This is a genomic window from Klebsiella sp. 2680 (genome assembly GCF_900198535.1).
Lineage (GTDB): Bacteria > Pseudomonadota > Gammaproteobacteria > Enterobacterales > Enterobacteriaceae > Klebsiella > Klebsiella indica.
This window is the reverse complement of record NZ_FZNJ01000003.1, coordinates 73,892-86,171: the sequence shown is the minus strand read 5'-3', so window position 1 is coordinate 86,171 and position 12,280 is coordinate 73,892. Positions and strand designations below refer to the sequence as shown.

Genomic DNA, 12,280 nt, shown 5'->3' with positions numbered 1-12,280 from the left:
TTTATCCTCACGGGTTCTCACGGGTTGTTAACGGTTTTTTGTTGCGCTTGTTTTTTCAGATGACCAAATGTATTGGTGCCGCGGGCGCGTTCGGGGAGCTGGAGCTCACCTCTGGTGACTTTCTCGCGCAGGTAGCGATAAGTCTGCAGCGCCTGGCTCCACATATGTTCGCCGATGCTCAGTTCCTGATACTCGCTGGCTTCGCCTGCTTCGAGGAAGCCCGGAAGGGGGCGAATCAGCGTGTGATAGTCGCAGGCGAAAAACAGCGGGAAGGAGTAGCGTTCCTGCGGCACCTTGCGTACCCGGTGGGCTGTTGCAACAAATGTGCCAGCGCTCAACACTTCCAGCATGTCGCCGATATTAATCACGAAAGCCTCTTCTCCGCTGGCGCTTTTCAGCGGTGGGGCGTCGATCCAGTTGCTATCTTCATTCAGCACTTCGAGGCCCGGCTGGTCGGCGAGCAGTAGAGTGAAACACTCGTAGTCGGTATGTGCGCCAATACCGGGAACATCTTCGGCGCTGGCGTCAAAGGGGTAGTGGATCAGGCGCAGTTTTGAAGGCGGGCAGGTGACCATGGAACGGAAATAGCCTTCCGGCAGACCGAGGGCGAGAGCAAAGGCATCAAACAAGCGATGCCCGAGTGCGAATACCGCATCATAGTAGGCCAGCACCCGGGATTTAAACTCCGGGACATCCGGCCACTCGTTGGCGCCAATCAGCGGTGTTCTGGCAATGACCAGAGGGTGATCGTCGGCGGCCTGGAAGCCGATATCGAACGCCTCTTTATGGTCCGGTTTGCCGGAGCCGTAAATCTCTTCGCCCTCGGGGACATAACCTTTGTGGCTTTTTGACTGGCCGATGTAGTACGCCATCTTGCGCTGCATCGGCAGGGCGAAAATCTGTTTTGCCGCCGCGCGGATCCCGGCGATCAATTCGGGCGCAATGCCGTGACCGGTAATGTAGAAAAAGCCGACGTCACGGGCGGCCCGGCCGATGGTGTCGGCCACCGCCTGGCGTTTGGCGGGATCGTCGCAGGCCAGATCGCTGATATCTATTATCGGTAATTCAGTAAAAGCACTTTTTGCGGCGGTCATTTCGGCAGTTCCTTATTCAGTTAGCGAGGTAAATTCAACAAAATGCTGCTGTTCATGCTGGGCTATCCAGGCGTTCAGCGACCAGAGATCGGCCACCGGAACGTTGGTAAACGGCAGGTGATGCAAATAACCATCGGGGCCAAATTCCGGCGTCAGCGTGGTGTGCTGGTAGCCACGCTGGCGTTGCGATTGCCAGATCTGCTGCCAGAAACGCTGTTGAAACCGCAGGGCAGCCTGGTATTCCGGCGCGGCGGGATGCGGCACCTGCGGCCCCTGGTCATATCCGACGCGGGCCTGAATATGGTGTACCCGTTCAATAAAGGTGCTGAAATCATCGCAGGGGTCGTCGAGCAGGCGCTCGCTCACGACAATCCAGTGGCTGATATCCGCGGTAAAGCGCAACTGCGGCAGTTGCTGAATGATCTCCAGCGTCAGCCATGGGCTATACAGCGACGTGGCGCGATGGGTTTCAAAGCTGCAGGTCAGCTCATACTCGGCGGCCAGCTCATGAGCCTTACCGAGAAAATCGACCTGCTGCGCCAGCGGCCAGCGATCATTACCGGCCAGCAGGTTGACGAAACGAGGATTCAACGCTTTCGCCGCCGCAAATCGTTCTTTTAAACGTTCCAGATGCTGCGCCGGCGTTTCCGACTGAGCCGGAATGACGCCGCCGCCGCTAAACACGATGGCGATATACTGGAGCGCCGACGCTTCAATCCGCCGACCCAGCGTCTGCTGCTCTTCTGCGCTAAGCGGGACTCGCGCTTCAATGCCGCAGCAGCCGGCGCTTTTGAGTTCGCTAACCGTTTGCTGCCACGGGGTGGTGACGCCCCACAGCGTGCGAAAGACGTTGAGCTGCATGGTTTATCCTCTATTCATATTTCACGCCGGGGAGAACGCAGAGCATTTCATACAGCAGGTTGGCGGCCAGCTGCGCGGTGTTGCCGCTGATGTCATAGGGCGGAGAGACTTCAACGAGGTCGCAGCCAATCAGGTTCAGGCCGCGGCAGCCGCGCACAATCTCCAGCGCCTGAATCGACGTCAGGCCGCCCACTTCCGGGGTGCCGGTGCCGGGCGCCCAGATGGGATCGAGGCTGTCGATATCAAAGCTGAGATAGACCGGACCCTCGCCCATTTGCTGGCGAACTTCCGCCATCAGCGGTGCCAGGGATTTGTGCCAGCATTGCTCCGCCTGCACCAGACGAAAGCCCTGATCGACGCCCCACTGGAAGTCTCCGGCGGCATAGCCCTGGGCGCGCTGGCCTATCTGGACGACGCGTTTAAGGTCCAGCAGCCCCTCTTCGACGGCGCGGCGGAAGGTGGTGCCGTGGGCGATTTTTTCGCCGAACATCTCATCGTTGGTATCGGTATGGGCATCAACATGAATCAGGCCGACCGGACCATGTTTTTTGGTCAGCGCGCGCAGGATCGGCAGGGTGATGGTGTGGTCGCCCCCCAGCGTCAGGGGAATCAGCGGGAAACTATTTAAACCAGTGTAGTAATCTTCGATGATCTGCACGGATTTCAGCAGACTGTAGGTGTTAATCGCTACGTCACCGATATCCGCTACCGACAGTGAATCAAAGGGGGCCGCGCCGGTAGCCATGTTGTATGGACGAATCATGACTGATTCGTTACGAATATAGCGTGGTCCGTAGCGCGTCCCCGAGCGCTGGGACGTTCCGATATCCAGCGGAATGCCGACGAATGCTGCATCAAGTCCCTGTAAATCTTCAATAAATGGCAGACGCATCATTGTTGCGCGGCCAGCAAAGCGCGGCATCTCGTTGCCACCTTGCGGTTGATGAAAGACGTTATCCATTTCTGCTCCTGAATCTGACATACAAAACTCAACAGCAGGGATTGTGCGAAAGATGTGCTGGACTTTACATCGTCTGCCGTAAATACTCAGTTCATTTATTTGTGAACTAAACGCCATGCTTAATGACGCCACGCTAAATATTCGACAGCTACAGGTTTTCGAGACGGTGGCCCGTCTTGAGAGCTATAACCGGGCCCAGCAGGAGCTGGGGATCTCTGTATCCGCGATCAGCAATGCGATGTCGCAACTGGAAAGCCAGCTTGGTTTTAGCCTGTGCCAGCGCGGACGCGGCGGTTTTGCCCTGACCGAGAAGGGCCAGCATTTTTTGCAGCAGGCGATCCGCGTACTGAGTGAACTGAACGAGCTGGAGCGCCAGTCGGCGCTGCTAAAAGGCGAGCACAGTGGAACGATTTGTATCTCAGTGCTCGACTCCATCGAAACCGAAACCGCGCTGTCGCTGCCGGTGGTGCTACGCAGCTTTAGCGATAAGTTCCCCAATGTGCATATCAAGCTGATTATCCGTACCCCGGCGGAACAGCTTAACGGCGTATTGAATAACCAGATCGATCTTGCCATTGGCAGCTATAACTCGCGGGTGCATAACATTATCAGCGAACCGCTGTATCGCGAGCAGCACTGGTTGTACTGTAGCGATCTGCATCCGATGTTCTTCAGCCGACAACTGGACAAAGATCAGATCAGCCAGTGCCCGCTGGTAACACGCAGTTACTGGAACACCAGCGACCTGCGGCGGCGTGGATTCAGCAAGGGCAGCGCCACCGTTGAAACGGTGGATGCGCAGCTGCTGTTGATTCTGTCGGGGAAATATATCGGTTATCTTCCAGAGCATTACGCCTGGCCGTGGATTAAAGAGAATCGGCTGCGGGTATTATTGCCTAATGAGTTTGGTTTTCAGTCGCCATTCTCGGCGATATGCAAACGCGGGCGCAGCAATGAACCTTTTTTGAAAGCGTTTCGTGATCTCCTGAAGAAGAATACGGTGGCCAGACCGAAGTGGAGTGAATGAAGTCGGTCTGAGCGGAATCTCCGCGGCCATTTTCATATCACCAGAGGTTGGGCGGAGGCATTTGTAGCTAAAAGCCATTTTGCTTTTTGCCAGGACTATTCCCATTTATCATCTGGTTAAAAAATAACCTTTTTGCGTGTTTTATCCGAATTAATGTTAAATCCAACTCAGAACATTGTTTGCTAAAAATTTTTCTGCTGGAATCAATAGATGTGTTTTTCTCACTATTTTTTGACGGATGGGGACAATGATAAGGAATAGCGCGTTGGCATTAGTTTGCATTTCTGTTTTTTTATTACAGGGGTGTGTAAATACTAAAAAAACAGAGAGTGCATTAATTAAAAAAGAAAATAGTCAAAATCAACAGTCGGCTCAGATTTCGGCTATCCAGCAGTGTATCCAGGATGCTGAGGCCCTGGTTAAATTAGACAGAAAGTTTCAGAAGGATTCCAGTGAGCTGTATGGTTTAATCAACGATGCTAAGTTTTATGCTTCTGTTTCCGAGCAGACATCGGCTAACGTGAAGTCAACGATTACGCCGCTTTTCGAATATAAGATAAACGATAAATGTAATAGTATTTCTCAGAAATTAATAAAAGAGTTTGAAACCAGAGCAAGAAAAGCCGATCTCCAGGATGGGCGCGCCAGATGAGATGCCATAAAGGGAAACTGAATATCTACGATCTTAGCAGTCTTGCGATTGTATTTGCTCTTTCAGCCCTTTTTGTGATGCTCCCTGCTCGCGCCGAGGAGGGAGGCTTTCTTGATAGCATCTCTAAACTTGAGATAAAAAACTCACCGCCTGTAGATGCCGGTTCCGGAGAGTCGATATCGGTCAATCAAGAAAAAAAGAACAGCGGTAAGAATACGACGCAGAAGCAAGACGTTACCAGGAATAAAGCCACTCAATATAATAAAACAAAAACGGAAAATACGATTAATATTCTGCGAAAACAGAACGCGGAACTGAGTGCGGCCGCGACAGCCGCACAGAAAAAGCTCGACGAAACCACCCGTACGCTGTCGGCACAGATCGCGGAATTGAAAAGCCAGCGTGCGCCCAATGAAGGCGGGCAGAAAACGAATATCGACGCGCTGACGAAAAAGAACGCCGAGCTTGCTACTGCCGCGGAGACGGCGCAGAAAAAGCTGGACGAGACCACCCGCACGCTGTCGGCGCAGATCGCGGAACTGAAAAGCCAGCGTGCGCAGAGCGAAGGCAGGCAGAAAGCGGATATCGACGCGCTGACGAAAAAGAACGCTGAGCTTGCTACTGCCGCGGAGACGGCGCAGAAAAAATATGATGCGTCAGTAGCCGCTTTAACAGATAAGAACACGCAGTTGCAGTCAGCGCTTGATAAGCTATCGACAAAAGAAAAGGATATTAATCTTGCTGATAAAAGCAACAAAAATGCTTATGCATTAGGCGTGTTTTACCTTACCCAGGCATTATCAGAGATGCATAAGATGGCTGATAACAATGTAAAACTCACGCCATCCGCATTGGTTGCAGGGTTTAATGATGCTTACAATAAAAAACTTAAAATTAAAGACGATGAAATAGAAAATATCATCAAAAATCTTAATGAGCAGATGTCATTAAAGTACGTCGATCTCGAAAAGAAAATTATGGCAAAGATAAAAAACAAAAAGTATGAAATCTTACCGAACGGCGTATATTTCGTTATTGATAAAAAAGGCAAGCAGAAATACAAGCCTGATGAGACGTTATCCATGAATATACTGGAAAAGAAGCTTGATGGTACACCTATATTGAATACGATGAACTCTAACATGGTATACAATAAGAAAATCGATCCTCTGATGGAGAAAATATTATCAGCCGGTTTGAAAGGCGGAACGGTTACGCTGTATGGTCAGGCAGGTTCACTGTATAGCACGACGCCGGAGGATATTGCCCCTGATACATTGATATCCATTACTTTTGAATTGCTTCCGCAGGCGCGTTAATCACAGGTTTGTTAAGCTATTTTTTTCGAATTAAGCCTGGAATACGGGTTATAACAGGTCTGCTCTGATTGCTGATAAAGCGCCGGATTCGGCAATCGCCCGGCGGCGCTGTGCTTGTCGGGCCTGCGTTACCAAATGCCGAAGGTCACGTAGGCCGGGTAAGGCGCAGCCGCCACCCGGCGTAAATGCGGGCATAATCGCTAATACAGGTTTGTTATCTGTCTCCAGTCTATTGATTGTTAATCCTTTTAAGGTGAGCCGTCGTCCGCTATTCTCCGGGGTGGACAGAACGCCAGCATCATTGTTTTACCGGCTGTTTTTTCACAAGAACCGCGTGCCCGGCATCGGATTTCAGGAATAGGCTGTCCACCATCGCCAGCGCGGCAATGAGGGTCATCATCCAGAACGCCAGCCGGAAATCATCGCTGTGCGCGCCGATCGCCTGAGTGCCATGTATGTACTGGGCGATCGACAGCACCAGCGCGCCAACGGCAATTCCCGTCCCGGCATTCATCTGCTGCATGACTGAAAATAGCGTTGTGGCATCGCGCATTTGAGGTTGCGGAACGTCAGCAAACCCCAGAGTATTTAATGCCGTAAAATGCATGGAACGAGTCATCCCGCAGAAAAACATGAGTACGGCGACCAGTGCATGTGGGGTATCCTGGTTGAGCAGCGCGCAACCGACAAACCCCAGAGAGACCAGCAGACCATTTCCTAAGAGCACCCGCCGGAAGCCGAACTGCTGCATAATCCATGTCGTTGCAGGTTTCATCGCCAGGTTTCCGGCAAACAGCCACAACAACATTACCCCGGATGCGACGGGGCTCCAGCCGAATCCAACCTGGAACATCAGCGGGAGCAAAAACGGGGCGCTGCCGATGGCGGTACGAAACAGGGAACCGCCCACCGCCGTGACGCGAAAGGTCGGAATGGCCAGCGGCGTCAGGTCGAACAACGGCGCAGGCGCACGTTTCATATGGCGACCGGTGAGCGCCAGTAACACCAGGCCAGACAGCAGGACGCTGCTCCATAATCCGGTCGGAATATCGTCCCGGCTGGCTAATTCAATCCCCGACATAAACAGGGCGAAGGCCAGCGCGCTCAGAATAAAGCCGGTCAGATCAAAGCGTCCGACGCGTTGTTCATCGTTACGGATAAGCGCAAGTGACGCGCAAAACGCAATTACGCCTAAAGGGATGTTCAGCAGGAAAATCCACCGCCATCCCCAGTATGAACTAATCCAGCCGCCCAGCGGCGGGCCGAGAATAGGGGCGATTAGCGCGGGCCAGGTCAGTATTGCAATGGCATTGACGATGTTTTCCCGGGGAGTATTACGCAAAACGACCAGTCGCCCGACAGGTACCATCATGGCACCGCCAATACCCTGCAATATCCGCGCGACGGTAAAGCTCCATAGCCCGTTACTCAGGGAACACAGCAGGGATGTCAGCGTAAAAATCGCAATCGCGGCGGGAAATATCCGTCGGGCGCCAAAGCGGTCCGCCATCCAGCCGCTAATTGGAATAAATACTGTCAGGGATACCAGATAAGCGGATACCCCGACAGATAACTGCGCGGGTAAAATGTGAAAATCATGTGCCATAACCGGGAGCGCAGTGGTGATGATGGTGGCGTCAAGGTTTTCCATAAAGAAAACACCGGCTACCAGAAGGGCTGTCAGAGTCTGACGATTCAACGTTATTGGCATCATATTATTATGCTGCGTCGGTAAGGTGAAAACCGGGCCCATCAGCGCGCCCGGCGATGATAATTATTCGTCGCTGGCGGCATCCAGGGCTGCCGTCTGCTCTGCAGTGAGTGTGAGCGTCACGGCTCTGGCAAAGCTCTCCACCTGGCCGCGGCTGGTGGCGCTGGCGATGGGTGCGCTTACCCCTTTACGCCCGATAAGCCAGGCCAGGGCGACTTCCGCCGGTTTGGCATTGTGCGCTTGCGCAACGGTAACCAGCGTATCGACAATCCGCATCCCGCGCGGCGTCATATATTTCGCCAGTCCTTCTCCACGTTTGCTGTGCGCCAGGTCGGATGTGCTGCGGTATTTCCCGGTCAGGAAACCGGAAGCGAGGCTGTAGTAGGTGACGACCCCGATATTGTTTTCCACGCACAGGTCACACAACTCGCCTTCAAAGCCAGCCCGGTCATAAAGGTTGTATTCCGGCTGCAGGACTTGCCAGGCAGGGAGACTGTTTTTACGTGAAACGTCCAGAGCCGCGGAAAGCTGCTGCGCATCAAGGTTAGACGCGCCCATCGCGCGAATTTTTCCCGCCTGCAGTAAAGACTGGAATGCTTCCAGTGTTTCTTCACACGGGGTTTTTGGGTCCGGCCAGTGGGAAAAATAGAGGTCGATATAGTCCGTATTCAGACGTCGCAGCGAATCTTCAACCGCCTGGAATATCCATTTTTTAGACAACCCCTCATGCCCGGGGATCCCCAGATCGGAACCCACCTTCGTAAATAGCCGGATGTTGTCACGCATGCCGGGGCGCGCCTTGAGCCAGCGGCCAATAATGGTTTCTGATTCCCCCCCCTGGTTCCCGGGCGCCCACAGAGAATATACATCTGCGGTGTCAATGGCGTCGAAGCCGTGGTCGACAAATGTATCCAGTACATCAAAGCTGGTTTTCTCATCAATCGTCCAGCCAAAAACATTGCCGCCGAACACCAGCGGCGCGATTGACAAGCCCGTGTTACCGAGAGGACGTTTGTTCATTCTTATGACTCCTGATTAGTGAATTACCCCATTAATGTCCAGGGAACCGTGCGTTTGTTACGACAGCTTCAACCGGCGCCACGACATTGTGGTCTGACCCATGATATTGCGCCGGGTATCCCGTAAGCGTGGCTTGTCTGTACGATATAGCGTCATGCGGGCGGCCAGTAAGACGCGTTTCCAGGATGACCCGTGGCATGGCTCATGTCTTTGCCGGATGACTTTTTTCAGATTAATAATTGCGTTTCAAATAAACAATAAGGTAAAAAATCAATGCTACCTTACCTGAAAAGGCAATAATCATGCTGATTACCGACCTTAAGCTACTTATGCTCTTTATCCGTATTGTGGAACTGGGGAGTATTTCCGCCGCCGCCAGGGAACTGGCGCTGACGGTGCCGGCTGCCAGCCGTCGTTTACGTAGTCTGGAAGATCAAATGGGGGTTCGTCTTTTGCAACGTACGACGCGCAGCCAGTCTCTGACGCCGGAAGGTGAAATATTGTACCGTCATGCACGGCAGTGGCTGGACGAAGTGGATTATGTCGAACAACAGATCTCCGAGCGGCGTACTGAGATCGTGGGAAATTTACGCATGACGGCCCCGGTTGCGTTGGGGCGGCGTTATGTCGCGCCGGCGATAGCAACATTTTGTGCTCGTTACCCGGCGTTGCAGGTCCAGTTATTGCTCAGCGACAGTGTTCTGGATCCGGTGGAAAATGGGCTGGATATTGCCATCCGTTTTGGCGGGCTGCATGACTCGTCATACATTTCGCGTCGTCTGGTGGATAATCACCGGATTCTTTGCGCCTCGCCCGCTTATCTGCAGCAGGCCGGAATGCCGGCCGTGCCTGCGGATCTGGCGCAGCACAGTTGTCTGGTTATCGGCCACCATCCGCTTGCCGAGTGGGTGTTCGTCGGAGATATTTCAGTGAAGATTAATGCCCGGATGATGTCGAATGACGGTGAGGTTGTGCATCGTTGGGCGCTGGATGGGTACGGTATTGCGCGAAAATCCAGTTGGGATGTGACGGATGATTTGCGTACCGGCAGGCTGGTCCCTGTGTTGCCTGATTTTGCGATCCCCGCCGCGCCTTTACATGCTATCTACCATAGCCGTATTTTGGCGCCGCGCGTACGTTTGTTTCTTGATTATCTGGAGCAATGTCTGCGCAGTATTCAGCATTCCGGTCAGGCCTCCGCAACCGCGAGTGGGGAAATATATCCGCGATAAGGGGGGGCTTTTGCGATACGCTGTGGGCGCAAAGGCAAAGAGAGTGGATATAGCCTCTTCCCTGACAATCTGCGAAAGCGATTTTTTCAACGCAAGAACGCAGGTATTGCGAAGAACACGTTTTGGTTTTTGCTCTGAATTAATGGGTTAAAACAGTTTCCTATTATCCGGATGCGGCCTGTCATCAGCCGTATCCGGCGACCCACCGCCTTTCAGACGCCGATGTTCCTTCTGATAGATATGCACCCATTCCGGCGCTTATCTCACCTCATTCACATACATAAAATGCTCAGTATTGAACCGATGATGCGCGAGGATGACCGGCGTGGCGCTCTGGTCGAAAGAGACTTCGTCAATCACCATCACAGCATGCGGCAACGCCACCTCTAACAACGCGGCGTCCTGTTCGTTTGCCAGCGTCGCGGTAATCTGTTCGCGTACAGCGGCTACCCGCAGATCGTAACGCTCAAATAAAAAGCGATAGAGCAGCGGGGGCAATTGATCCGCAGGCGGAAAATCCGGCAGACGCGCGGCAGGCAACACTAAGCTTTCATGCATGGCGGCGATGCCTTTTACCCGGCGCAAACGTTTTAAGCGGATAACGTCATCGCCAGCTTCAATTTGCAGCTTCTCCGCTTCCGCGACGCTGGCGCTACTCAACTGATAATCAAGCAACAGCGTCTCAGAGCGTAACAGGCCACCCGCGTTGTCATGCAGACGGAAGTACTGAAAAAAGTGGCTGAGATTATGCAGTTGCGCCCAGCCGGTTACCACCGTGCCGGTTTTGCGGCGCCGCATTAGCATGCCTTCGCTGGTCAGCGCTGACAGGGCTTTACGCACAGTGCCAACGGACACGCCAAAATTTGCCGCCAGGCTGTTTTCACTGGGTAAGATCGTGCCGGCGGGCAGTTCGCCTTGCAGAATCGACTCGCTGATATGGCGTTTCACGACTTCATAAAGCGGTGCGCCTTCTCCTTCGGCTAAGCGAGAGAAGGGTTGTTCATCACCTGCGTCATAGTTTTTTTGCATGTTTCCGATTACCGATTGACCTGAATCGTTGAATTGAATTATCTATAAACTATATAGAAATATAGCAGACAAAAAAATGATGTCATATTATTCACATCTAAACAGTGCGTTAGAGAAAATAGCTCAGGACGGCGCGCAGATGACTGACGATTTGCAACGCATGCTGGTCGTCGATACCTGCTTTCCTCCCGGTAGTGGCTATGCGCAATTTGCTGATTTGATGACGCAACTGCTAACGCCGATGCAGTTTAGCTTTCAGCGCGTTTCCGTGCCGGAAAATTTGTGGCAAGCCCCTGATGGCAGCGCCTGGGGCGAAAGGGTGAATCTGCTGGCAACCCTCAATGCCGGGGCTACGGAAAACTGCAATCTCTATTTCCACACCGATACCGTCCCTGCCGGTGATGGCTGGCGTTATCCACCGCTGGCGCTTACCGAAGCGGAGGGTAAACTTTTTGGCCGCGGCGCGGCGGATATGAAAGGGACGATTGTCGCGGCGATAGCCGCTATTCGTGCCGCACAGGTCTGTCATTTGCGTTTGCGTTTCAACCCGGTTTTTTTGCTGTGTAGCGATGAAGAAGGGGGGCTTTATCCCGGCATTCGCTATCTGGCTGAACAGCAGTATATCGCGGGTCATCTGCTCAGTTTTAACGGTGGCGCAGTGCCACGCATCTGGTCAGGTTGCTTCGGGAGCATCGATCTCAAAGTGATTATCACCGGGCGATCGGCGCATTCAGGCGATCCGGTTAACGGCATCAATGCCATCGAAACCGCGCTGCCGCTGATGCACGCCCTCTATAAGCTGAAAACCGAGGTTGAACAGCGCACCTCAGCGATGCCGGCGCCACCGCATTATCACGGTAAGCCGCTGACTTCGCGTCTGACGCTGGCCGCCGCCCACGGCGGCAGCAAAGGTTCCACCATCCCTGAACGTTTCGAGCTGTTGATCAACCGTCGCTATGCCCCCGAAGAAGATTTCGACGATGTCTGGCAGGAACTGACGTGCTGCGTAGATAGCGCTATGCAGGGCAGTGATGCCCTTGACGTCACAGTACAAATGATCGGCCATTTGGCGCCGGTAAGCGATCCCGTTGGGCCACATTGGCCGCGCTGGCAGGCGGCGCTGAGCCAGGGGTTTGGCTTTAAACCTGAAGCGTTCGACGCCTGGGGCTCATCGACCAGCTCTGATATGGGGTGGGTGCAGCAGGCCGGTATTCAGGAGATTCTGCTGGGGGGTCTGGCACGGCCTGACAACCGCATTCATGCCGCCGATGAGTATACCACCCTGTCAGATCTGATCGCGCTTTCGCAGTCCATTCTGGCGTATCTCGCCGATGATTTTCAACACCCCCCGGGTCGTTAACAAACTTACGAGGA

General features: G+C 53.4%; 11 protein-coding genes. 5 read left to right on the top strand and 6 right to left on the bottom strand.

The annotated features are described in order from the left end of the window. Positions 1–17: 17 nt before the first annotated feature. Genes FN037_RS13600 through speB form a run of 3 tightly spaced genes read right to left on the bottom strand, consistent with a single transcriptional unit; the run spans position 18 to position 2,916 of the window. Positions 18–1,094 carry an isopenicillin N synthase family oxygenase gene (locus tag FN037_RS13600; RefSeq protein WP_138359713.1) on the bottom strand — a complete coding sequence of 359 codons (1,077 nt, stop codon included), beginning with the start codon at positions 1,092–1,094 and terminating at the stop codon, positions 18–20. 12 nt (positions 1,095–1,106) lie between these two features. After that, positions 1,107–1,955 carry a sugar phosphate isomerase/epimerase family protein gene (locus FN037_RS13595; protein WP_138359711.1) on the bottom strand — a complete coding sequence of 283 codons (849 nt, stop codon included), beginning with the start codon at positions 1,953–1,955 and terminating at the stop codon, positions 1,107–1,109. 10 nt (positions 1,956–1,965) lie between these two features. Further along, positions 1,966–2,916 (bottom strand): agmatinase, encoded by a 951-nt coding sequence (gene speB / locus FN037_RS13590; protein ID WP_138359709.1) that lies wholly within the window; start codon positions 2,914–2,916, stop codon positions 1,966–1,968. Between the two features lie 115 nt (positions 2,917–3,031). On the opposite strand from speB, the gene FN037_RS13585 reads away from it, so the two are divergent. The 3 genes from FN037_RS13585 (at position 3,032) to FN037_RS13575 (ending at position 5,914) form a co-directional block, all read left to right on the top strand. Continuing rightward, positions 3,032–3,943: a LysR family transcriptional regulator gene (locus FN037_RS13585; protein WP_142502478.1), complete on the top strand. Its 912-nt coding sequence runs from the start codon at positions 3,032–3,034 to the stop codon at positions 3,941–3,943. 265 nt (positions 3,944–4,208) lie between these two features. Then, positions 4,209–4,595 carry a hypothetical protein gene (locus tag FN037_RS13580; RefSeq protein WP_260607875.1) on the top strand — a complete coding sequence of 129 codons (387 nt, stop codon included), beginning with the start codon at positions 4,209–4,211 and terminating at the stop codon, positions 4,593–4,595. Beyond that, a complete protein-coding gene (locus FN037_RS13575; protein WP_142502476.1) occupies positions 4,592–5,914 on the top strand; it encodes an FKBP-type peptidyl-prolyl cis-trans isomerase N-terminal domain-containing protein in 1,323 nt (440 codons plus the stop codon). Before FN037_RS13580 ends, FN037_RS13575 begins: the two co-directional genes overlap by 4 nt. 298 nt (positions 5,915–6,212) lie before the next feature. Here FN037_RS13575 and FN037_RS13570 read toward each other — a convergent pair whose 3' ends face one another. Beyond that, positions 6,213–7,628, bottom strand: coding sequence for an MFS transporter (locus FN037_RS13570; protein ID WP_260607874.1), 1,416 nt, complete (start codon positions 7,626–7,628; stop codon positions 6,213–6,215). A gap of 60 nt (positions 7,629–7,688) precedes the next feature. Further along, on the bottom strand, positions 7,689–8,645 hold the full coding sequence (locus FN037_RS13565; protein WP_142502475.1) for an aldo/keto reductase: 957 nt from the start codon (positions 8,643–8,645) through the stop codon (positions 7,689–7,691). Between the two features lie 302 nt (positions 8,646–8,947). Between FN037_RS13565 and FN037_RS13560 the strand changes: the two genes are divergently transcribed. Then, the gene (locus tag FN037_RS13560; protein ID WP_142502474.1) at positions 8,948–9,877 is read left to right on the top strand and encodes a LysR family transcriptional regulator; all 930 of its coding nucleotides are present in this window, start codon (positions 8,948–8,950) and stop codon (positions 9,875–9,877) included. A 258-nt stretch (positions 9,878–10,135) separates the two neighbouring features. Here the strand turns inward: FN037_RS13560 and FN037_RS13555 are convergent, their stop codons facing one another. Then, positions 10,136–10,906, bottom strand: a complete 771-nt coding sequence (locus FN037_RS13555) for a GntR family transcriptional regulator (protein WP_142502473.1) — start codon at positions 10,904–10,906, stop codon at positions 10,136–10,138. Between the two features lie 79 nt (positions 10,907–10,985). On the opposite strand from FN037_RS13555, the gene FN037_RS13550 reads away from it, so the two are divergent. Next, on the top strand, positions 10,986–12,266 hold the full coding sequence (locus FN037_RS13550) for a M20/M25/M40 family metallo-hydrolase (protein ID WP_142502767.1): 1,281 nt from the start codon (positions 10,986–10,988) through the stop codon (positions 12,264–12,266). Positions 12,267–12,280: the final 14 nt, after the last annotated feature.